The sequence below is a fragment of the Sinomonas notoginsengisoli genome (assembly GCF_021554725.1).
In the GTDB taxonomy this organism is placed as follows: Bacteria; Actinomycetota; Actinomycetes; order Actinomycetales; family Micrococcaceae; genus Sinomonas; species Sinomonas notoginsengisoli.
The window spans coordinates 81,085-102,040 of sequence record NZ_JAIZDP010000008.1 but is presented as its reverse complement, the minus strand read 5'-3'; the positions used below and the strand labels follow the sequence as shown (position 1 = coordinate 102,040).

The 20,956-nt window shown below is 68.3% G+C and carries 19 protein-coding genes, 1 tRNA gene and 1 pseudogene; 11 read left to right on the top strand and 10 right to left on the bottom strand.

The features are described 5' to 3' along the window. Positions 1-25: 25 nt before the first annotated feature. Positions 26-1,408, bottom strand: coding sequence for an NAD-dependent malic enzyme (locus tag LF262_RS13370; RefSeq protein WP_235780889.1), 1,383 nt, complete (start codon positions 1,406-1,408; stop codon positions 26-28). Between the two features lie 204 nt (positions 1,409-1,612). Here LF262_RS13370 and LF262_RS13365 point away from each other — a divergent pair, with 204 nt between their 5' ends. The 4 genes from LF262_RS13365 (at position 1,613) to LF262_RS13350 (ending at position 4,267) form a co-directional block, all read left to right on the top strand. Further along, positions 1,613-2,368, top strand: coding sequence for an IclR family transcriptional regulator (locus tag LF262_RS13365; RefSeq protein WP_235780888.1), 756 nt, complete (start codon positions 1,613-1,615; stop codon positions 2,366-2,368). 172 nt (positions 2,369-2,540) lie between these two features. Further along, positions 2,541-2,726 (top strand): hypothetical protein, encoded by a 186-nt coding sequence (locus LF262_RS13360; RefSeq protein WP_235780887.1) that lies wholly within the window; start codon positions 2,541-2,543, stop codon positions 2,724-2,726. Positions 2,727-2,896: 170 nt separating this feature from the next. Next, positions 2,897-3,346 (top strand): hypothetical protein, encoded by a 450-nt coding sequence (locus LF262_RS13355; RefSeq protein ID WP_235780886.1) that lies wholly within the window; start codon positions 2,897-2,899, stop codon positions 3,344-3,346. A 147-nt stretch (positions 3,347-3,493) separates the two neighbouring features. Continuing rightward, a complete protein-coding gene (locus LF262_RS13350; protein ID WP_235780885.1) occupies positions 3,494-4,267 on the top strand; it encodes an SDR family oxidoreductase in 774 nt (257 codons plus the stop codon). Positions 4,268-4,277: 10 nt separating this feature from the next. Here LF262_RS13350 and LF262_RS13345 read toward each other — a convergent pair whose 3' ends face one another. Beyond that, a complete protein-coding gene (locus LF262_RS13345) occupies positions 4,278-4,649 on the bottom strand; it encodes a sterol carrier family protein (protein ID WP_235780884.1) in 372 nt (123 codons plus the stop codon). 29 nt (positions 4,650-4,678) lie between these two features. Continuing rightward, a complete protein-coding gene (locus LF262_RS13340; RefSeq protein ID WP_235780883.1) occupies positions 4,679-5,686 on the bottom strand; it encodes an asparaginase in 1,008 nt (335 codons plus the stop codon). Between the two features lie 92 nt (positions 5,687-5,778). On the opposite strand from LF262_RS13340, the gene purD reads away from it, so the two are divergent. Then, positions 5,779-7,089, top strand: coding sequence for a phosphoribosylamine--glycine ligase (gene purD, locus LF262_RS13335; protein WP_235780882.1), 1,311 nt, complete (start codon positions 5,779-5,781; stop codon positions 7,087-7,089). After that, positions 7,086-8,012 carry a phosphoribosylaminoimidazolesuccinocarboxamide synthase gene (locus tag LF262_RS13330; protein WP_235780881.1) on the top strand — a complete coding sequence of 309 codons (927 nt, stop codon included), beginning with the start codon at positions 7,086-7,088 and terminating at the stop codon, positions 8,010-8,012. The genes purD and LF262_RS13330 overlap by 4 nt, the downstream gene beginning before the upstream one ends. Here the strand turns inward: LF262_RS13330 and LF262_RS13325 are convergent. After that, complete coding sequence (locus LF262_RS13325) at positions 8,005-9,279, bottom strand: helix-turn-helix domain-containing protein (RefSeq protein ID WP_235780880.1); 1,275 nt, start codon at positions 9,277-9,279, stop codon at positions 8,005-8,007. The genes LF262_RS13330 and LF262_RS13325 overlap by 8 nt on opposite strands. Before the next feature lie 210 nt (positions 9,280-9,489). Between LF262_RS13325 and LF262_RS13320 the strand changes: the two genes are divergently transcribed. Then, positions 9,490-9,672: a hypothetical protein gene (locus LF262_RS13320; RefSeq protein WP_235780879.1), complete on the top strand. Its 183-nt coding sequence runs from the start codon at positions 9,490-9,492 to the stop codon at positions 9,670-9,672. A 66-nt stretch (positions 9,673-9,738) separates the two neighbouring features. On the opposite strand, the gene LF262_RS13315 is transcribed toward LF262_RS13320, so the two are convergent. The 5 genes and pseudogenes from LF262_RS13315 to LF262_RS13295 all read right to left on the bottom strand — a co-directional run bounded on the left by LF262_RS13315 (position 9,739) and on the right by LF262_RS13295 (position 17,206). Further along, positions 9,739-9,815, bottom strand: a tRNA-Pro gene (locus LF262_RS13315). 176 nt (positions 9,816-9,991) lie between these two features. Continuing rightward, positions 9,992-11,884, bottom strand: a pseudogene (locus tag LF262_RS13310) (ABC transporter ATP-binding protein). Positions 11,885-11,890: 6 nt separating this feature from the next. Further along, a complete protein-coding gene (locus tag LF262_RS13305) occupies positions 11,891-13,789 on the bottom strand; it encodes an ABC transporter ATP-binding protein (RefSeq protein ID WP_235780878.1) in 1,899 nt (632 codons plus the stop codon). A gap of 74 nt (positions 13,790-13,863) precedes the next feature. Next, a complete protein-coding gene (locus LF262_RS13300) occupies positions 13,864-14,748 on the bottom strand; it encodes a metallophosphoesterase (RefSeq protein ID WP_268933880.1) in 885 nt (294 codons plus the stop codon). A 64-nt stretch (positions 14,749-14,812) separates the two neighbouring features. Then, complete coding sequence (locus LF262_RS13295; protein WP_235780876.1) at positions 14,813-17,206, bottom strand: transglycosylase domain-containing protein; 2,394 nt, start codon at positions 17,204-17,206, stop codon at positions 14,813-14,815. Between the two features lie 36 nt (positions 17,207-17,242). Between LF262_RS13295 and sp36 the strand changes: the two genes are divergently transcribed. From sp36 to LF262_RS13280, 3 genes are read left to right on the top strand one after another with little or no spacing between them, the layout of a single operon-like run. Continuing rightward, on the top strand, positions 17,243-17,401 hold the full coding sequence (gene sp36, locus LF262_RS13290) for a Sp36 family protein (protein WP_235780875.1): 159 nt from the start codon (positions 17,243-17,245) through the stop codon (positions 17,399-17,401). After that, positions 17,398-17,895, top strand: coding sequence for a RidA family protein (locus LF262_RS13285; protein ID WP_235780874.1), 498 nt, complete (start codon positions 17,398-17,400; stop codon positions 17,893-17,895). Before sp36 ends, LF262_RS13285 begins: the two co-directional genes overlap by 4 nt. Beyond that, positions 17,879-18,802 carry an NUDIX hydrolase gene (locus tag LF262_RS13280; protein ID WP_235780873.1) on the top strand — a complete coding sequence of 308 codons (924 nt, stop codon included), beginning with the start codon at positions 17,879-17,881 and terminating at the stop codon, positions 18,800-18,802. Before LF262_RS13285 ends, LF262_RS13280 begins: the two co-directional genes overlap by 17 nt. Before the next feature lie 103 nt (positions 18,803-18,905). Here LF262_RS13280 and LF262_RS13275 read toward each other — a convergent pair whose 3' ends face one another. Beyond that, complete coding sequence (locus LF262_RS13275; protein WP_066500145.1) at positions 18,906-19,583, bottom strand: Crp/Fnr family transcriptional regulator; 678 nt, start codon at positions 19,581-19,583, stop codon at positions 18,906-18,908. 187 nt (positions 19,584-19,770) lie between these two features. Between LF262_RS13275 and LF262_RS13270 the strand changes: the two genes are divergently transcribed. Then, complete coding sequence (locus LF262_RS13270; RefSeq protein WP_308190538.1) at positions 19,771-20,943, top strand: MarP family serine protease; 1,173 nt, start codon at positions 19,771-19,773, stop codon at positions 20,941-20,943. Positions 20,944-20,956: the final 13 nt, after the last annotated feature.

The window sequence follows — 20,956 nt, the reverse complement described above, 5'->3', positions numbered from 1 at the left end:
CGGCCTGTGGAATTGCTTCTGCGGACTACGCCTGAGCGGCGGCCACGATCGCGGCCGCAACGTCCTGGGCGACGTGCGGATCGAACACGCTCGGCACGATGAAGCTCGCGTTGAGCTCCTCGTCCGAGACGCGGCCTGCGATGGCCTGGGCCGCAGCCACCAGCATCTTAGGGGTGATGTCGGCCACGCCAGCGTCGAGCAGACCGCGGAAGACTCCCGGGAACGCGAGCACGTTGTTGATCTGGTTCGGGAAGTCGCTGCGTCCGGTGGCGACGACGGCGGCGGTGTCCGCGGCGGCGACCGGGTCCGTCTCGGGGTCCGGGTTGGCCATCGCGAACACGATCGCGTTCTCGGCCATCGTGGCGACTTCCTCCGGGCCGAACAGGTTCGGTGCCGAGACGCCGATGAACACGTCCGAGCCCTTGAGCGCTTCGACGAGCGTGCCCGAGAAGGCCTGGGGGTTGGTGTTCTCGGCAACCCAGATGCGGTGCGCGTCCGTGAGCTCCCGGCCCTTGTGGATGGCGCCCTTGCGGTCGCACGCGATGATGTTCCGCGCCCCCTGTGCCTGAAGGAGCTGGATGATCGCGTTGCCTGCGGCGCCGACGCCGGAGACGACGATGCGGACGTCCTCGATCTTCTTGTTCACGAGCTTGAGGGCGTTCACGAGGGCCGCGAGCGTGACGATGGCAGTGCCGTGCTGGTCGTCGTGGAAGACCGGGATGTCGAGCTCCTCGCGCAGGCGGGCCTCGATCTCGAAGCAGCGTGGGGCCGCGATGTCCTCGAGGTTCACGCCGCCGTATACAGGGGCGATCGCCTTGACAATCTTGATGATCTCCTCGGTGTCCTTCGTGTCGAGGCAGACCGGCCATGCGTCCACATTGGCGAACTGCTTGAACAGCGCGGCCTTGCCTTCCATGACCGGCAGGGCGGCCGCGGGGCCGATGTCCCCGAGGCCGAGCACGGCGGTGCCGTCGGTGACCACCGCGACGGTGTTGCGCTTGACCGTGAGGCGGCGCGCGTCCTCGGGGTTCTCGGCGATGGCACGGCAGACGCGGGCGACGCCGGGGGTGTACGCGCGCGAGAGGTCGTCCCGGTTGCGGAGGGGAACCTTCGGGACGACCTCGAGCTTGCCGCCAAGGTGCATGAGGAAGGTGCGGTCGGAGACCTTGCGGACCGTCACGCCCTCGAGCGCCTCGAGCGCCTCGGCGACCTTCTCGGCGTGCTGCTCGGAGGTGGTGTTGCAGGTGATGTCGACGACGACGCCGTCGTGGTGCGACTCGCTGATGTCCAGTGCGGTAACGGGGGCTCCGGCCGCCGCGACAGCGGCGGCGAGCTCGCTGGTAATGCTGATGCGGCTGGGGGCGTCGACGCGGAGGGTGATGGAGTTGCCGGGGCTGGGACTCGCCATTGATCGTCCTTCGGTCTGGAGGCCTCAGCCTCGCTAGTATTTCCGTACTACGGATATTATTCTCTGTATCTTGGAAAAAACAAGTCCCTCTGACCGCCCGATGCCTACCTTTGCAGGGGTCCTTGCGGTATCGTGGAAAGGCCGCAGGTTTCCGGGATGCGGATAATTTTTGTCGGAATCTTCGGCTGCACCCCAGGAGGAACCATGGCAGAGAAGGCATCTGGCGGCGTCCAGTCCGTAGAGCGTGTCTTCGAGCTCCTCGAGCTCATCACCGACGCAGGTGGGGATGTGACGCTCAGCGAGCTCTCGTCGTCGACCGAACTCCCGCTGCCCACGATCCACCGCCTCCTGCGCACGCTCGTCTCGCTCGGCTATGTCCGCCAGCTCCCGAACCGGCGCTATGCGCTGGGCCCACGGCTCATCCGCCTCGGCGAGGGCGCGAACAAGCAGCTGGGCGCCCTCGCGCGGCCGCAGCTGAAGATGCTCGTGGACCGCTTGGGCGAGACCTCCAACATGGCCGTGCTGGACTCGGACATGGTCATCTATGTGGCCCAGGTCCCTTCGCCGCACGCGATGCGCATGTTCACCGAGGTGGGCCGCCGGGCCCACACCCATGACACCGGCGTGGGCAAGGCGATCCTCGCCCAGCTCGACGACGACCAGGTCCGCTCGATCGTCGCGCGGCGGGGCATGCCGACCCCGACCTCGTACAGCCTCGGGGATGTCGATTCGCTCCTGTCCGACCTCGACAAGATTCGTGCCCGCGGGTATGCGATCGACGAGCAGGAGCAGGAGATCGGCGTCCGCTGCTTCTCCATGGCCGTGCCCAACGCACCGACTCCCACGGCGATCTCGGTCTCGGGGCCCGTGTCCCGCGTGGACGAGTCCTTCGGCGACCGCGCCGTCCCGCTCCTGCGCGAGGCCGCAGCGCACATCTCTGCGGAGCTCAACCGCGCCTGACGATCCGCGCGCCGCGGGGCTGGGGCACAAGCAAAAATCCTTGACCCCTCGTGGGGTGTCGCGTAGGCTTTCATACATCAAGAAAACTTTTCCGTTATACGAAATTTCTGCAAGGACGGACGGAGAGGCAAACGCGATGACCACTGACCAAGAGCCTAGGAAGGGGAGAACAATGTCCACCACGACCTTCACGCGTCCATCCACCGGGGAGGCATCCGTCCTCCCGCAGGCGCCGGCAGAGCGCTACATTCCCACAGTCACCGGCGTCGATCCAGACCTCGCTGTCCAAGCGGACCGCCACCAGGACAACGGCTGGGTGTCTCGCCTGCCGGTCCTCGGCTGGTTCATCGCCCGCTGACCGCTCCAGGCTGCCGCCGTGCTCCACGGTGCCACTTCGCCGCAACGGCCCCGCAACCGCTCAGGTGCGGGGCCGTTCGCATCGGCCGTACGGGCGTCCCTGGCAGATAGACCGAGCCTCTGGGACGAAAGCCTCTGACGCCACCGCCCGGCCTGCGTTCTGATGGAGCCATGGCCGCGAAAGAGCAGGGACGGTCTCCACGCGCGGGCGCCATGCCCGGGATCATCGTCAACGGTGCAATGCTCGGCCTTGCCAACATGTGGCCGGGCTGGTGGGCTGTGCCTTTCCTGACCTCGAGCACAGCTCAGGTCATGGGAGCCGTGAACTCCGTGTGGATCGCCGCTATCGTGGCGAACGCGGTGTACCTCGTCGCGGGCTCGGCGGTGGTCCGCGCTCTGGGTGGGATCGTGGTGGCCATCTTCGGGCTCGTGGCCCTCTTCCGGATCTGGGACCTCTTCCCCTTCGACTTCCCGGACAGCTCATTCGACTGGGCACTCGCAGCCAGGATTCTGCTTGTCATCGCCATCGTCGGCTCGTTCATCGGGATCATCGCGCAATTGGTTGCGCTCGTGCGCGCGCTCGCGGGTCTCGGGCGAAAGGGCCGTGTCGCCCACCCGTGACGTCGTGGGGCCGCCCGCGTTTCCCGTAGTGCCCGGCGCACCCGCGCCGCCGGGGAACTGGGTAGGCTCTCCAGTCAACACGTCCAACCTCTCCCTGCTCGGGTACGGTGCGCCGGGTAGGGGTCGGATCGCAGACAGGAGGCCCTCATGGGAGAGCGCGCGACACCGCGTGTAGCAGTAGTGACCGGAGCAGGCAGCGGAATCGGTCGTGCCGTTGTGCAGCGCCTCCTGGCGGACGGGTGGCACGTGGTGCTCGCAGGCCGCCGGGAAGGCCCGCTGAAGGAGACGGCCGGTACCGAAGGCGTCATCGACGGAGACCACACGCTCGTGGTGCCTTGCGACGTGACCCAGCCCGCCGACGTCGAGCGGCTCTTCGCACAGACGGTCCGTGTCTTCGGGCGCCTGGACGTGCTCTTCAACAACGCAGGCACGTTCGGACCGTCCGGAGACGTCGGGGAGATCGACGTTTCCGCCTGGGAGTCCACGGTCGCCGTGAACCTCACCGGAAGCTTCCTGTGCGCGGCCGCTGCGTTCCGCACCATGAAGGCGCAGGTGCCGCAGGGCGGACGGATCATCAATAACGGCTCGATCTCTGCGCATTCTCCTCGGCCCAAATCGGCCGCGTACACAACGACGAAGCACGCGATCACGGGCCTGACCAAGAGCATCGAGCTCGACGGCCGGGCCTACGGCATCACTGCTGGCCAGATTGACATTGGCAACACGCGCACGGAGATCATGACCACCCTCGGCGTAGGCGAGGGTGCGCTGCAGGCCGACGGGTCGCGGCGGGTCGAGCCCACGTTCGACGTCGAGGAGGCCGCCAGGGCGGTCGCCTTCATGGCCTCCTTGCCTCGCGAGGCGAGTGTGGGCAGCCTGCTCATCACGGCTGCTGGCATGCCGTTCGTGGGCCGCGGCTAGGACGGAATGCTCAGGCGAGCGGCAGGTACTCGCTCAGGTCCGTCCGGGTGCCCGAGGCGGTGAGCTTCCCCGAAGCAAGCGCCTCGGGCCATCCGAGCCCGCCAGTAGCGAGCGCAAGCCACGTCTCGGCGTCCGTCTCCACCACGTTCGGGGGCGTTCCCCGCGTGTGCCGCGGCCCCTCGACGCACTGCGCGACCCCAAACGGCGGGACGCGCACCTCGACCGAGTTGCCTGGCGCTCGCGCGGCGAGCTCCTCGAGGAGGAAGCGCACCGCGGTCGCAAGAGTCTGCCGCGATGGGCTGTCCTGGCCCGAGCGCGGGGCGCGCCAGGCAGCGACGGCGGCGCGGCCGGCGTCGTGCGCGATCCTGCGGCGCCCAGCCATGCGAGTTCCTCCTACGAAGCCCAGCGAGTCTAGTCCAGCAGGGCCGAAACGGCGCGGCCGAGCCGGATGCGGCCGACTTGCCGTCCCCCGCCCATGACGGGTTCGACGACGCGTTCCAGGACGCGGGCCACGTCGGGGACGTCCACGGCGTCCGCCGCGGCGAGCATCGTCAGGCCCACGAGGGTCGTGGCACGGACGTTGCCGTCGAGGACCTTGACCGCAACCGTGGCACCCTGGGGCGTCGCGAGGACGAGCAGGCCCTCTGCGCCCACCTTGGCCAGGACACCGAGCTCCTCCATGACCACTGTGTTTGCACGGTCGTGGCCCTGCACAGCCCAGGGGTAGTCGAGCATCGACGTGGCGACGGTCGCGGCTCGGGCGTTGGCGTCCTCGTCTCCCGGGGACTTGGCGAGGCGGGAGAAGGCACGGGCGAGCCCGTGGAGGGACAGCGCCGCGACTGGGGCGCCGCATCCATCGATCCCCAGATGGGCGATGAGCTCCTCGGCGTACTCTTCGATTGTTGCCCGGATGCGCTGCTGGAGCGGATGGTTCGGCTCGAGGTAGTTGCGGCGGTCCCAGCCGTTCTCGGCGCAAGCCCAGAGGAACGCCGCGTGCTTGCCGGAGCAGTTGTGCGCGAGCCGGCGCTTGCCCTGGCCCGAACGCGCCAACCATGCGTGCGCGTTCTCATCCCTCGGCCACTCGGCCGGGCACAGCAGGTCGGTCTCCCTCAGCCCCGCCGCGTGGAGCATGCCCTCGACGACATCCATATGGTCGAGGGACCCAATATGCGAGGCACACGCGAGTGCCACCTGGGTGCCACGCAGCGGGACGCCTGTCTGCATGGACGCGAGCGCCTGGAGGGGCTTGAGGGTGGACCGCGCAAACACGGGGGTGCGGATGTCGCCGAGCTCTGTGACGACCGTGCCATCGCCCGCAAGCACCACCGCCGAGCCCAGGTGGCGGGACTCGATGAAGCCGCTGCGCTCGATCACGGCGAGCTCCACGGCGTCGTCCGCGGTGAAGGTTGCGTGGGCCATGGCCACAGTCTAGGGGCGCGCGCGGGCGCAGCTGTGATGCGACGGGCGAATCACGGGTGCGCCGCGCATGGGGCGCCCGATACCCTTGGGGCGTGAAGGTTCTCGTGATCGGCCCCGGTGGCCGCGAACACGCCATCGTCCGTTCCCTCCTCGCCGATCCGAGTGTGACCGAGGTACACGCTGCTCCCGGCAACGCCGGGATCGCCCAGGCGGTCCCCACTTACCCAGTCGACGCGAGCGATCCAGCGGCTGTGACCGCGCTCGCGACGTCCCTCGGAGCGGACCTCGTGGTGGTCGGACCGGAGGCTCCGCTCGCGGCGGGGGTAGCCGACGCGGTCCGTGCGGCCGGGATTCCCGTGTTCGGCCCGAGCAGGGAGGCCGCCCAGCTCGAGGCATCCAAGGCCTTCGCGAAGCAGGTCATGGCTGAGGCCGGTGTGCCCACCGCGATGGCCCGCGTCGCCGCCAACGCCGAGGAGGCCGCAGACGCCCTCGATGCCTTCGGCGCCCCGTACGTGGTCAAGGACGACGGCCTTGCGGCGGGCAAGGGCGTTGTCGTGACCTCCGACCGTGACGCCGCGCTCGCGCACGCGCAGGCCTGCTTCGATGCCGGCGGCTCGGTGGTCATCGAGGAGTTCCTCGACGGTCCCGAGGTTTCCCTCTTTGTGCTCTCCGACGGGCACACCGTGGTGCCGCTCGCGCCCGCGCAGGACTTCAAGCGCATCTTCGACGACGACGAGGGGCCCAACACCGGCGGGATGGGCGCGTACAGCCCCCTCGAATGGGCTCCGGAGGGCCTCGTCGCCGAAGTGGTGGACCGCGTTGCGCGGCCGACCATCGAGGCCATGGCCCAGCGCGGCACGCCCTTCGTGGGTGTCCTGTACTGCGGCCTCGCCCTCACCTCGCGCGGCACGCGCGTCATCGAGTTCAACGCCCGCTTCGGCGACCCCGAGACACAAGCCGTCCTGGCCCGCCTCAGGACGCCGCTCGGCGGGCTCCTCCACGCGGCCGCAACGGGCCGCCTCGAGACGGTAGAAGGCCTGCGGTGGGCGCCCGAGGCCGCGGTCGCCGTCGTGCTCGCATCGCAGAACTACCCAGACAAGCCACGCACCGGCGGCCGGATCCGCGGGCTGAAGAAGGCGGGGGCCCTCGACGGCGTGCATGTCCTGCACGCGGGGACCGCGCTCGACGAGGAGGGCAAGACTGTCTCCTCAGGCGGCCGCGTCCTCGCGGTCGTGGCGCTTGGCGAGGACCTCACGCACGCGCGGGAGAGGGCGTACGAGGGCGTCGAGCTCATCACCCTCGAGGGCGGCCAATACCGCCACGACATTGCCGCAAAGGCGGCGCGCGGGGAGATCAACGTCCCAGGAGTCACGAACAGCGCCGGAACGGGGGCCGAGAGATGACGAGCGAGAACACGAAGGGCTACCAGGCTGAGGTCGTCGAGCTGCCGGGATGGAGACACATCTACTCCGGCAAGGTGCGCGACCTGTACGAGCCGGCCGACGCGGAGCCGGGGGAGTCGGAGAGCGTGCTCGTGGTCGCGAGCGACCGCCTCTCCGCCTACGACTACGTCCTCCGCAGCACAATCCCGGACAAGGGCCGCATCCTGACCCAGCTCAGCCTTTGGTGGTTCGAGCAGCTCAACGTCCCCAACCATGTGCTCGGCTCGACGGTCGACGACGGCGTCCCCGCCGAGGTGGTTGGCCGCGCCATGATCTGCCGCCGCCTCGAGATGTATCCGGTGGAGTGCATCGCGCGCGGCTACCTCACGGGCTCAGGGCTGGCCGAGTACCGCGAGTCCGGCACCGTGTGCGAGATCCCGCTTCCCGAGGGCCTCGTAGACGGCTCTCGGCTGCCCCAAGCGATCTTCACGCCGTCCGCGAAGGCAGAGTTCGGGGAGCACGACCAGAACATCACGTATGCCGATGTCACCGGCATGGTGGGGGACGAGGCCGCTGCACAGCTCCGGGACCTCACTCTCGAGATCTACCGGGAGGCCGAGCGGATCGCGCGGGAGCGCGGCATCATCCTCGCGGACACGAAGGTCGAGTTCGGCGTCGATCCGGCCAACGGCTACATCACGTTGGGCGACGAGGTGCTCACGCCGGACTCGTCGCGCTTCTGGGATGCCGCCTCATGGGACCCGGGCCACGCCCAGCCCTCGTATGACAAGCAGTTCGTCAGGGACTGGCTGACCTCCGCGGAGTCCGGCTGGGACCGCACCTCGACGCAGGAGCCTCCCACGCTGCCCGAAGACGTGGTCGACCGCACCCGCGCCCGCTACGTCGAGGCGTACGAGCGTCTCACCGGCCGTACGTTCAGCTGACGACGTCCTTCGCTGCATCCTTCTGGGCGCGCTGGGCAGCCAACCGGATCTCCAGGATCGCGTCCATGGTCTGCTGGACCTTGTCCGACGCGCCTGCGTAGCTGAACTGCTCGCGGGCGTCGTTGAGGAGCTCCAGCGCCTCGTCGTTCTGGCCGAGCGCCTTGAGCGCGCGCCCGTAGAGGAGGGCGACCTCGCCTGCCGTATGGCGGCCAAGGGCGGCCTTCTCCGCGTGGATCATGCGCAGGAGCTCGATGGCCTCCGAGATCTGGCCGTTGAGGTAGAACCACCGGGCGCGGATGAAGCGCACTTCGAGCTGCTCGGCGTGCGATCCGCCGACGATGCTGAGGGCGAGCTCAGCGCGCTCGATCGCCGCGAGAGTCTCGGGCTCGATGATGCCGCCCGAAAGCCGGACAGCAGCGGACGCCTTGTTGAAGCGTGCCCAGAGCTCGATGTCATTCGCGGGGGAGAGGAGCTTGGCCGCGCGCTCGTGGTGCTTGACCCCCTCGTCGTAGTCGGCCCGCATGAAGGCGACGTTGCCGATCACCCATTCGATCTCGCCGGCGAGCTGCCCCATCGAGTCCTCGTCGATGAGGGTCGCGAGGATCCGGCACTGGTCCCAGGCCTCCTCGAGCCGACCGCTCTCGGCGAGCGCCGCGATGAGCGCCCTCAGGGCCCCGATGTAGATGGTGGATCCCGCCGGGAGCTCGGCCCCGAGCCGCACCGCCTCACGGGCGTGCTCGACCGCTGTCCCGAGCTGCCCCAGACCGTGGCATACCGCGGCAAGCATTTGGCGAGCACGCACCGCGAGCCCAGCTGACTCCGCGACGATCGGGTGCTCGAGGAGATGTTGCACGATTCGCTGGCATTCGGCGAGCTCGCCCTGCTTCATCAGGCACTCGGCCTGCATGTAGGTCATGTTCCACCACGCGCTGTTGTTCTTCCCGTCGAGCGCGAATTGGGCGGCGGTGGCGGCGTGGGTGGCGGCCTGCGCGTAGTCCCGCAGGTCCCAGGCCTGCCGCGCGTACAGGCCGGCGAGGACGTATTCGGCGTCGTTGGCGCTCACGGGCTGGCTCCAGGCCTCGAGCGCCTTCGGAGCGAGCTCAAGGCGCCGGGCGAGCTCTTGGATCACATCGGCCGTCGGTTCACGCCGCCCGGTCTCCAAGAGTGAGATGTAGCTGGGTGAGTACAGGTCCTTGCCGAGTTCGGCTTGCGTGAGCCCGCGTTCTAGACGCTCGGCCCGCAGCTTCTCACCGAATCCACTGCCCACTCTTACCTCCTGGCCCGCCCGGGACCTCACGAACCCGGGTTGTCTGCGTCTGTTATGTCCATCATGAGGCGTCCCCGGCCGACAGTTCTCCTTGACAGGCAATGTGGGAGACATTTTACTGGGCACGTCAATCATGGCAAAGCACGCTCTGCCCGAATAGTCGCACCCGTCCCCGAAAAGTGCGGGGACTGAATCTTTAAGGACACGATCATGCTGAAGAAATTGACTGCTGCACTCGCGCTTGGTGGAGCACTTGCCATTTCCGGCGTCGCTGGCGCGCCGACGGCCATCGGCAATTGGCCCGACCCGATGCAAATCGACGCCATCGGCAACTGGCCCGATCCCATGTCGGTGACCGGCGACGACATCGCGAGCTCGCCCAACCCCCTGTAGACGCGGCGGCGAGTTTCCGCCGCACCTACAGCGAAGGCTCCGCAGCACGTGCTGCGGAGCCTTCTGTGGTCGGGATGACAGGATTTGAACCTGCGACCTCTTCGTCCCGAACGAAGCGCGCTACCAAGCTGCGCTACATCCCGATCCATCGCCCGGGCCAAGCCCGAAGCAACTCATCCAGAGTACCCGATCCGACCATGAAGGTGAAATCGAGCGGGCCACGTTCGGGGTCGGTGCGGCGCTCAGAGAGGCCTCCGCGGGGTACCCCCTCAGCGCCGAGGGAACGCCGAAAGTGGAAGGTCTCCAGAGAGAGCCGCCGCTACTTGAGCGAGTCCCTCCACGCCCCATGCAGTGCGGCGAATCGCCCGCCTTCGGCCAGAAGCTCTGCGGGGGTGCCGTCCTCGACGATGCGCCCGCCATCCACCACGAGGACCCGATCCGCGATCTCGACCGTCGAGAGCCGGTGGGCGATGATCACCGCCGTGCGGGCGCCGTCAGGCGAGTCGGCCGCGGTAGGCGAGCCCTCGCCGTCGTGCGCTGAGGCGGCCCTCACCGCGGGCGCATCCCCACCGCCCAAGAGCTTCGCGAGGCCGGCCTGCACGAGCCGCTCAGAGGGGATGTCCAACGAGCTTGTCGCCTCGTCCAGGATCAGCACGGCGGGACTCGCAAGGACGGCCCTCGCGAACGAGATGAGCTGCCTCTGGCCGGCGGACACCCGGCCGCCTCGCTTCGTGACATCCGTGTCATACCCCTCGGGCAGGTCAGAGATGAACCCGTGCGCGCCCACCGCCCGCGCCGCAGCCTCGATTTCCGCCCGCGATGCCCCGGGTCGCCCGATGGCGATGTTGTCCGCAACGGAGCCCGAGAACAGGAACGCCTCTTGGGTGACCATGACGACGGCGCGCCGCAGATCTCGGGTCGACAGCCGGCGGAGGTCGACGCCGTCGAGCGTCACGGCACCCGAGGAAGGGTCGTAGAAGCGGGCGAGGAGCTTCGCGATCGTCGACTTCCCTGCGCCCGTCGCCCCGACGAGCGCGACCGTCTGCCCCGCGGGGATCCGCAGGGTGAACTCGGGCAGCACCTCGGGTCCCGACCCGTATGAGAAGGCGACCGACTCGAACGCTATGTCCCCGCGCGCAGCGGGAAGCGCTATGGGGTCCCGCGGCGGCTGCACTCGAGGCACCTCCTCGAGCAGCCCTGAGACCTTCTCGAGCGCAGCCTGGGCGCTCTGGAACGAGTTGTAGAACATCGCTATGGTCTCGAGCGGGCTGAAGAACCGCTTCGTCGAGAGGACGACGGCGAGCAGCACGCCCACGGCGAGGCCACCCTCCAGTACTCGGAACGCGGCGACAAGCAGGATCACGGCCACCGTCACGTTGCCCGTGAGCACGAGCCCGGGCTGGAAGATGCCGTTCAGCATGACGGAGCGCTGGGTTGCGGCGGCGAAGTCGTCGGCGAGCTCCCTCTACTCTGTGCTGTTGGCGCGTTCCTTGCGGAACGCTTTGACGGCACGGATCCCGGTCATCGTCTCGACGAAATGCACAATGAGCCGGGCGGAGACCACTCGTGAGGCCCGGTACGCGCGCTGCGATCGCACTTGGTACCACCGCGCGAGGAGCGTCATCGGCACCGCGGCGGCGAGCATGATGAGCCCGGACGGCCAGTCCAGCGCGAACACCGTGGCCGCCGTGAACACCATGAACAAGAGTCCGGACGCGAGAGCGCTCACTCCTGAGTCGAGGAGCTCGCGCAGCGACTCGAGATCCGAGGTCTGCCGCGAGATGATCCTCCCCGAGGTGTACGTGTCATGGAAGTCCAGGCTCAGCCGCTGGGTGTGTCGGAAGACCCAGAGACGCAGGTCCAGGAGCATCGCCTGGCTGAGCCTCGCCGTGGACGTCACGTAGCCGGCAGTAAGCAGCGCCGTCGTGAGCGCGGCGGCGAGGTACGCGCCGCCCGCGAGCCACACGAGTGCGGAGTTGCCCGAGACGAGCGCAGGCAGGGCGCGATCGATCCCGAACGCGATGATCGCGGGACCCGCCGCACGCGTGGCCTGCGAGATGACCACCATCGCGAGGGTTGCCCACAGCCGGGCCCGAACAGGGCGTATGAGGTCGCCTAGGAGCTTCAGCGAGCGACGCCGGACGGCGCGGCTCGCCTCGCGCGTGAGGTCGACCGCATCCTCGCCGCGTGTGCCGAGGGCTGGATGGGTCATCGGGCCTCAGCCTCCTTGGGAGAAGATCCTGTCCAGATCGGGCTCGTGGTCCTTGTCGAGATCGCGCGGCTCCGCCGGGAGGCTCGCGATCACCCATCGATAGTGCTCGCTGCGGGCCAGGAGCTCGGCGTGCGTGCCCACGTCCTCGATCACACCGCCGCGCAGGAGCGCGACCCGGTCCGCGAGGGCCACGGTGGAGGGGCGATGCGCCACGATGAGCGTGGTGGTGTGCGCGAGGGCCTCTCCGAGCCGGGCCGACACACGTTCCTCGGTGGCCACATCGAGCGCCGAAAGCGGGTCGTCGAGTACCAGAACCGAGGGACGCACGGCGATTGCCCGGGCAAGTGCGATCCGCTGCCGCTGTCCCCCGGAGAGGCTCAGGCCCTCCTCGCCGATCCGGGTGTCGAGCCCGTCGGGCAGCGAGTACGCGAACTGGGCCTGAGCGATGTCGAGGGCTTCCCCGAGGAGGGCCTCGGCGCCCGGACCGGCCTGGACAGGGGCGCCGAGCAGGACATTCTCACGCACCGAGGAGGAGAAGAGCGTGGTGTCCTCGAACGCGACCGCCACGAGTCGGCGCAGTTCGGCCAGCGGCAGCGCGCGGATGTCCACACCGTCGATCTCCACCCCGCCGCGTGCGACGTCGTAGAGCCGGGGGACCAGGGCGAGCAGCGTGCTCTTGCCAGTGCCTGTGGCTCCGACCAGAGCCATCGTCTCGCCGGGGCGGATCTCGAGGCTGATCCCGCGCAGGACCTCCCGGGGCCCGGCAGAGGGCGACCCTGTGCGCGATGGCGAGCGGGCGCCGTCATGCGCGGGATCGCCGAACGCGAAGTGCACGTCACGGAAGGCCAGAGCGCCCTTCGGCTCGGCGATGTGCCGCGGGGAAGCAGGCTCAGCCACCGTGTTCTGGGCGTCCATGACCTCGAAATGCCGGTCCACCGCGGACTTTGCCGTGAGCGCCATGCCCACGAGCATTCCGCTCGCTTCGACGGGTTGCGCGACCGCCGCGGCCGTGGCGAAGAACGCCGCAAGCGAGCCGATGCTCAACTGCCCGCTGGCCGTGAGCCACATCCCCGTCACAAGCCCGACGCCGAGTGCGAGCTCGGGCAGGAGCGTGACCATGAGGCTGAACTGGGCTTGATGGCGTGCCTTGGCGACCTCGGTCCCGCGCAACTGCTGCGCCTGTTCGGTGAAGCCCTCGAGCGCCTCCCGGCCCCGGCCGAACGCCTTGAGCACCCGGATGCCGTGCACGGATTCCTCGACGGCCGTTGCGAGATCGCCAGCCTGGTCCTGGCTTCGTCGCGTGGCGAGGGAGAAGCGCCGTCGGAACACGGCTCCGTACACCATGATCGGCACCGCGGCGGTGAGGAAGATGAGTGCAAGCTGCCAGGAGAGCGTGAACAGGAGTGCGACGCCGAGTGCCACCGTGCTGACCGAGGCCACGAGGAAGATCGCGCCGAACGCGAGCCAGCGGCGGAGAAAGCCGAGGTCGGCGACTGATCGTGAGAGCAGCTGGCCTGAGCCCCAGCGGTCGTGGAACGAGACCGGGAGGTCCTGCAGGTGCTCGTACAGCGCAACACGCATCTGCCGTTCGAGGCCGATGCTCGGCTCGATCACGAGCACCCGGCGGAGGTAGCTCATGCTCGCCTCGAGCGCGCCGAGGAGAAGCACGACGCCGGCCGCTCCCCACACCGCGGACGGCTCGGTTCCGCTGCGCACGAGTTCATCGATCACCAAGCGCAGCACCTGCGGAACGGCGAGCGCGAGTGCAGACGCCACGAGGGCGACGACGAGGCCCAGGAGCAGCCGCGGCGCAATGGGCCGTACGAGCGGCGCGAGGCGCCCGATCGAGGCCCAGTAGGACGTCTGCACTGCGGTGTTCCCTGCAGCGGGGGCGTGCTGTGGCATGCCTTGGCTCACCCCTCGTAGCTTCGGAGCAGTCAGCTGTGGCAACTACCCTACGCCCGCGGGCCCGACCTCGATCACGTCCGTGGCGCCAGCGTGAGCAGCGCGGCCTCTGGGCGGCAGGCGATGCGGATGGGTGCGAACCGTGAGGTGCCGATGCCGCCGGAGACGTTCAGCGGGACCGCATGTCCGTTGTTCTCCCATTCGGTCAGGCCCTTGGCGCGCCACGTCGGCAGATCGCAGTTGGAGACGAGCGCGCCATAGCCGGGGAGGCAGATCTGGCCACCGTGGGTGTGCCCGGCGAGGATCAGGTCCGCGCCCGCGTCAGAGAAGTGGTCCAGAACCCGCTGGTACGGGGCGTGGATGACCGCCACCTTCACGTGGGGCCTGTCCTGGTGGCCCGAGGCCCCCCGGGGCCAGTCCGCGTACCGTTCGCGTCTCAAGTGCGGATCGTCGACGCCTGAGAAGTCGAAGCGCACGCCGTTGAGGTTCATGGACTGGGACCGGTTGGTCAGGTTGAGCCAGCCCGCGGCGCCGAATCCCGTGAAGAGGCGGCGCCAGTCCAGCTCGACGCGGCGTGGGAGGGGCCGGCGCGACGAGGGCCCGAGCAGGTATGCGGCAGGGTTCTTCTTCACCGGCGCGTAGTAGTCGTTTGAGCCGGGGACGAACACGCCGGGGAATCGCAGGAGCGGCCGGAGGGTCTCGAGGAGCGGCACCACGGCGTCGAGATGGCTCAGGTTGTCGCCAGTGTTCACGACCAGGTCCGGCTGGAGGTTGGCCAGCGAGGCCAACCAGCGGGCCTTCGCGGTCTGGCTCGGCACGAAGTGGATGTCGCTCAGGTGCAGGACCCGGAGTGGACGGGCGCCCGGGGGAAGGATGGAGACCGTCTCCCTGCGGAGCGTGAACTGGTCCTTCTCCCACCAGCCGTACGCTGCGGCCGCCGCCCCAGCGCTTAGGCCCAGACCGGTGAGGAGTGCCGTACGGCGCGCGGCGGCGCCAAGGGCAGTGCTGACTGCGCCCACCGCGTCAGCCGTTGCCCTTGCCCTTGGTGGGCTGGGGGACGGGCTGTGGGATCTGGGCCGGTGGGTTCGGTGCAGGCGGGATCTGGGCCGGTGGGTTCGGTGCAGGCGGGATCTGGGCCGGCGGGATCTGGGCAGGTGGGTTCGGGGCAGGTGGGTTCGGGGCGGGCTGGTTCCCGTTGCTCTGCTGCTGGGACTGCGGCGGTGCGGACTGCGACGGCGTCGAGGAGTTGCCGGTGATCAAATTCTGCGGCGGTGCATCGAAGTTGCCGTGGTCGTACAGGGGCGCGGCGGCCTGCATGTACCGTGCCCATTGCGGGCCCGCGATGTATGCGCCATCGACCGACTTGTACAACTTCCCGTTGACGATCACGTTCTGGCCGACCTTGTCCGCGATGCCGCCCGTGGCGACGCCGAAGAAGGATGCCGTCGCGACGCCGCGCGTGTAGCCGACCACCCAGGTCTGGTTGTTGAACTGGTTGGTACCGGTCTTCGCGGCAGCGGGGGCGCCGACGTCGATGAACTTGCCGGAGGCGTCCTTGATATTGCGGCCCGAGCCCTTGGCCAGGACGTCCTGCAGGACGTTCGTGGCGGCCTTCGCCACATCAGGCTTGACCGCGCCCTGCTGGCACGTGGGCGCCTGGCCGCCAATCTTCTTGCCCTGCGAGTCCGTCACCTCCGTGATGGACATTGGCTGGCAGAACGTTCCATTGCCTGCGAACGTCGCAAAGGCGTTGGCCATCGTCATTGGGGACACGTTGGAGCCACCGAGGAGGTTGCCGAGGGTCGCAAGATCGAGCTTCTGGTCCTTGCCGGTACCGAGGTGGAGCCCGATTGCGTCTGCGGCACGCTGAATGTCGCAGTAGTCGTTCAGGCCCGCTGCGGTGGCGAAGGTCGCGGTATTGATGGACTGGTAGATGCCCTCGCGGACAGTCATCGGACGGTACCAGTCATCTTCATCGTTCTGCAGGTCCAGCGAGTCCTTGACCGTGCTGTCATACCAGCCCTGAACATGCTTGCACGTGGTCTTCCACTTGTAGTCGATCGGATAACGCCTCTTGGAGGCGTCGACGACCTGGTTGGTGGGCTTCCCTTCGCTGAGCCAGGCTGCGAGCGTCACGGGCTTCATCGTTGAACCGGGCTGCATACCGCCGACGCCGCCGACGTCATTTCCGTCCTTGTCCGCGGAATCGACATTGAAGTTGTACACGGTGACGTAGTCCTTGCCCTGACCCGGGAGCATGCGAGTGTTCTGGGCCATCGAGAGGACCTTGCCCGAGCCCGGCTCGATCGACACGAGCGAGGCACCCCACGGCCACGCACCGTTGTTCGCTCCCGCCGTCGAGTCAACCTCGGCCTGTGCGGGGGTCTGGAGGCGCGTGTCGAGCGTCGTCTTGATGGTGAGGCCACCACGGACCACCTTGGCGAGCCGCTCCTTCTCATCGGCGCCATAGGCCGGGTCGTTGAGGATCTGGTGCAGGACGTAGTCGCAGAAGTACTGGGCCGTCGCCGCGTACTGGCAGCCCTGCTTCGGCGGGTTGACCTTGGTCTCCACCGGGGCTGCCACAGCGTCGTCATGCTGCTTCTTGTCGATCTTGCCGTGCTCGAGCATCGCATCGAGCACGAGATCACGCCGCTTCTTCGCGTTGTCAGGATGGGTGATCGGATCGTACGCCGAGGGGCTGTTGACGAGCCCTGCGAGCAGGGCCGCCTGCGGCAGGGTCAGGTTCTTGGCATCCGTGGAGAAGAAGTACTGGCTCGCGGCCTGGACGCCGTAGGCGTTGGCGTTGAAGAACACGATGTTCAGATAGCCCTCGAGCACCTGGTCCTTCGTGAACTTCTTCTCGAGCGCGATCGCGAGCTTCATCTCGCGCAGCTTGTCACCCACACCCTTGTTCAGGCCATTGAGGAGGACCTCATCGTCCTTGCCCTGGGCCACGAGGTTCTCGTTGATGACGTTGTTGACGTACTGCTGCGTCAAAGTCGACGCGCCCTGTTTGTTGCCCCTTGCATTCGCTGCGAGGGCGCGAAGGATGCCGGTCGTGTCCACGCCACCGTGGTCGTAGAACCGGTAGTCCTCGATGGCCACGATGCCGTCCTTAATGAACGGCGACATCTGGTCCAACGCGACCTTGGTGCGATTCTCGGAGAACAGCGTGGCGATCTGGCTGCCGTCCGCCGCGAGGATCTTGGTCACCTGCCCCGGTGGCTCGACCGTGAGCTCGCTCGGCAGGCTGTCGAAGAACTGCACCGAACCGTTGGCAGCGCTTCCCGTCACCGCCGCGGCGGGCACCATGAGGCCTGCGACGAGCACGCCACAGATCGCGCTCACCCCAAGGAACGCGAGGATTTTGCCCAAGGTGGTGGCCGTGTCAAAGACAGGGTTCTTGCCAGACGCCATGTGTTCCAGTCTAACTGGAGGGACTACTCTGGCCTCATGACCCCCTGGGAATACGCCACCGTGCCCCTCATCGTCCATGCCACGAAGCAGATTCTCGACCAGTGGGGAGAGGACGGATGGGAACTCGTCCAGGTCGTCTCCGGACCCGGCGGCAACGGCCTCGTCGCGTACATGAAGAGGGAGAAGCAGGCATGAGCGAGCAGATCGGATCCGCCCCCGCAGAGGTGAGCAGCGCCGTCGAACGGCGCCTCGCCGATCTCGGCCTGAGCCTGCCCGAGGTCGCCGCGCCGGTCGCCGCGTACGTCCCGGCGGTCGTGACCGGATCCACGGTCTACACCTCGGGCCAGCTCCCATTCGTAGAGGGTCAGATGCCTGCCACCGGCAAGGTTGGCGCCGAGGTGAGCGCCGAGGACGCCAAGAACTACGCCCAGGTCTGCGTCGTCAACGCGCTCGCCGCAGTCAAGGCCCAGATCGGGGACCTCGACCGCGTGACGCGGATCGTCAAAGTCGTGGGCTTCGTGGCCTCCGACCCACAGTTCACGGGCCAGCCCGGCGTTGTCAACGGCGCCTCGGAGCTGCTCGGCAAGATCTTCGGCGAGGCGGGCACGCACGCCCGCTCTGCCGTGGGCGTCGCGGTTCTCCCGCTCGACGCACCAGTGGAGGTTGAGCTGATTGCCGACTTCGCATAGGCGCCGTTTCACCCTGCCGAAGCGCCTGCAGGGCGCGGCACGCAGCTGGCTCGAGGAAGCGGACCGCGCTGCCCGCAAACCCCGTCTCGCCTCGTCGGTCGCGCTGGTGCGGGATGCGCCGGACGGCACCGAGACGTGGCTCACCTACCGCGCGGCCGATTCGCCCCTGGGCGTTGTCGCCTTCCCCGGCGGGTCGGTCGAGAATGCGGACCAGGACTCGTTCGACTGGTTCGGGCCTTCGGTCGGACAGTGGGCCGAGCTGCTCGGAACGGACGACTACGCCTTAGCGCGCGTCCATGTAGTCGCCGCGATTCGCGAGCTCTTCGAGGAAACCGGCGTGCTCCTGGCCGGCTCGGACGAGTCCGTGGTGGTTGAGGGGACAAGCACAGCCGACTGGGTTCGCGCGCGGGAGGCGCTCGCAGACCAGGAGATCGGGTTCGCGGACCTCCTTGCCAAGCGCGGACTTGGGCTGCGGACCGACCTGCTCCGCTCGCTCGTTCATTGGGTGACTCCCAACTTCGCTCACCGGCGCTTCGACACGCGCTACTTCGCCGCGACCCTGCCCGTGGGGCAGACTCCCACTCTGCTGCCCAGCAAGGGCGTGTGGGGCCAATGGGTCAGCGCGGGCAAGGTCATGGCAGAGAAGGACACAACCGCCCTCGGCGACGAGATAGGCCAGCCTGACACGCGGGGACTCGTGCTCCCGGAGCTGCTCGTGCCCGCGACGGAGATCATCCTCACAAAAATGGGCAAGGCCAAGGGCTGCATCGCGTACCTGAGCATCAAGAGGAGCAATCATCTCTATCAGGCCGAGCTGGTGGAGGAGGACGGCCAGCTCTACCTCGAGGTCGAGGCGCCAGGCGGGGTGGCCCCGCCAACCGAGGCACTGCGCGTCGTCCAGCCATAGGCTCCGACAGCAAGCACTCGGCAAGCGTCGAGAAGAACAGGAGCCGAGCCCCGAAGGGCCCGGCTCCTGTCATGTCAGAGGTCGTGGCTCAGCCCGACCGCGGTCAGCGCGAGCGCTGGCGCAGGCGCTGCATGTCCAGGATCACGACGGCGCGCGCCTCCAGACGGATCCAGCCTCGCTGCACGAACTCAGCGAGGGCCTTGTTGACGGTCTCGCGGGAGGCGCCGACGAGCTGGGCCAGCTCCTCCTGGGTGAGCTCGTGGGCCACGAGCACACCGTCGGTTGCCGGACGGCCGAAGCGGTCCGCAAGGTCGAGGAGGGCCTTCGCCACGCGGCCAGGGACGTCCGAGAAGACGAGGTCCGAGAGCGAGTCGTTGGTGCGGCGCAGACGGCGGGCAAGCGCCTGCAGGAGCTGGGCAGAGACCTCCGGACGGGACCGGAGGAGCGCCACGAGCGCCTCGTTCTTCAGCCCCGCGAGACGGGTCTCCGAAACGGCCGTGGCGGTCGCGTTGCGGGGAGCCGGGTCGAAGAGGGCCATCTCGCCGAACAGCTCACCCGGGCCGAGGATCGCGACGAGGGATTCGCGCCCGTCAGGGGACGTGCGGCCCAGCTTCACCTTGCCGGAGACGATGAAGTAGAGCTGGTCGCCCTGATCGCCTTCCCGGAACACCGACGCGCCGCGGGAGAGGTCCACCTCGGTCAGCTCGTCCGTCAGCAGACGGAAGCCTTCGTCGTCGAGCGTGGCGAAGAGGGGTGCGCGGCGCAGTACCTCGAGATCCAATTCATTCTCCTAGTGTCGGTGGCGTTCATATGCTTGCGCTTGGCTCATTGTTTCAGATGTGCGGCATGTTTTGTGACGAACTTGGCATGCGACACAGCGATGGCCCCGCGCAATGGGGCTTGAGCACAGCGGCGGAGCGTGGGTGAGCCCTCAGCCGGGGCTCAGGACGCGCCGGTAGAATCCGAGGGTGAACCTCCTGGACGTCCTTCTCATGCTCGTCCTCGTGGGCTACCTGCTCAACGGAATTCGCGCCGGCTTCGTGGTGAGCCTCGGCGGGATCCTCGGTTTCGTGGTGGGCGGGATCGCCGCGTTCTTCGCGGTTCCGATCGTGAGCGGCTGGCTCGGCGATGCCGGGTGGAAGGCCGCCGGCATCATCATCACCGCAATCCTTCTCATGGCGGCGGGCAATGCCGCTGGTTCAGCCGTGGGCCACCGGATCCGGCGGGCGATCCGCTGGAAGGGGATGAGCGCCGTCGACCGCGGCCTGGGCGGCCTCGTGAGCGTGGGCATTGCTGCGCTCGTCATCTCGATGACGGCTTTCACCGTCTCCAGCATCGGCGTCCCGGTCCTCACGCAGCAGATCGCCGGCTCGGCGGTGGTGCGAGCGATCGACGACGCCACACCGGACCCGGTGAAGGAGCAGGGCGCCGCCCTGCGCGCCTTTGTGATCGGCGACGGGCTGCCCAAGCTCATCTCGGGCATGGCACCGGCGCAGCCGGTCCCGGTGCCAAAGTCGGTGGACACTAGTGGGCTCCGTGCCTCCGCGCCGTCCATCCTGCGGATCACCGGCACCGCATACCAGTGCGGTCAGAACCAGACTGGATCCGGCTTCGCGGTGTCGCCCGACCGCATCGTCACCAACGCCCACGTTGTGGCAGGCGTGGGGGAGCCCGTCGTCGAGCTTCCGGGCGGGGGCGCGCGGAGCGGACGCGTGGTGTACTTCGACGCAGTGCACGATCTCGCTGTCATCGCGGTGGACGGACTCCGCGTGGCACCCCTCGCGCTGACCGGCACCAGCCCCGCCGGGACGTCCGCCGCTTTCGGCGGGTACCCGCTCGGCGGGCCGTACCAGCTGCGTCCCGCAGCCATCCAGGGCACGACGACGGTGCTCGCCCCGGACATCTACGGCGCCAACGAGGTGCCCAAGCGGGTCTATCAGATCTCCGGGAACGTCCAACAGGGCAACTCCGGCGGCCCCCTCCTGACCCTCGACGGGCAGGTGACCGGCGTTGTCTTCGCGAAGAGCGAATCGACGGCTGACGTCGGCTACGCCATCACGATGGAGGAGCTCGCGCCCGTCGCCGCGCAGGCCGGCGGGCTCACCCAGCCCGTCCAGCCTGGGGCGTGCACGCGGAAGTAGTCTCCCTCCGCGG

Bases quoted from the DNA above. Each gene is read 5' to 3' on its own strand.
- LF262_RS13360 (WP_235780887.1), top strand. From the start codon at position 2,541: ATGTCCACCACGACCTTCACGCGTCCATCCACCGGGGAGGCATCCGTC.
- LF262_RS13330 (WP_235780881.1), top strand. From the start codon at position 7,086: ATGACGAGCGAGAACACGAAGGGCTACCAGGCTGAGGTCGTCGAGCTG.
- LF262_RS13285 (WP_235780874.1), top strand. From the start codon at position 17,398: ATGAGCGAGCAGATCGGATCCGCCCCCGCAGAGGTGAGCAGCGCCGTC.
- LF262_RS13295 (WP_235780876.1), bottom strand. From the start codon at position 17,206: ATGGCGTCTGGCAAGAACCCTGTCTTTGACACGGCCACCACCTTGGGC.
- LF262_RS13305 (WP_235780878.1), bottom strand. From the start codon at position 13,789: ATGCCACAGCACGCCCCCGCTGCAGGGAACACCGCAGTGCAGACGTCC.
- LF262_RS13320 (WP_235780879.1), top strand. From the start codon at position 9,490: ATGCTGAAGAAATTGACTGCTGCACTCGCGCTTGGTGGAGCACTTGCC.
- LF262_RS13370 (WP_235780889.1), bottom strand. From the start codon at position 1,408: ATGGCGAGTCCCAGCCCCGGCAACTCCATCACCCTCCGCGTCGACGCC.
- LF262_RS13345 (WP_235780884.1), bottom strand. From the start codon at position 4,649: ATGGCTGGGCGCCGCAGGATCGCGCACGACGCCGGCCGCGCCGCCGTC.
- LF262_RS13365 (WP_235780888.1), top strand. From the start codon at position 1,613: ATGGCAGAGAAGGCATCTGGCGGCGTCCAGTCCGTAGAGCGTGTCTTC.
- LF262_RS13340 (WP_235780883.1), bottom strand. From the start codon at position 5,686: ATGGCCCACGCAACCTTCACCGCGGACGACGCCGTGGAGCTCGCCGTG.
- LF262_RS13355 (WP_235780886.1), top strand. From the start codon at position 2,897: ATGGCCGCGAAAGAGCAGGGACGGTCTCCACGCGCGGGCGCCATGCCC.
- LF262_RS13350 (WP_235780885.1), top strand. From the start codon at position 3,494: ATGGGAGAGCGCGCGACACCGCGTGTAGCAGTAGTGACCGGAGCAGGC.
- sp36 (WP_235780875.1), top strand. From the start codon at position 17,243: ATGACCCCCTGGGAATACGCCACCGTGCCCCTCATCGTCCATGCCACG.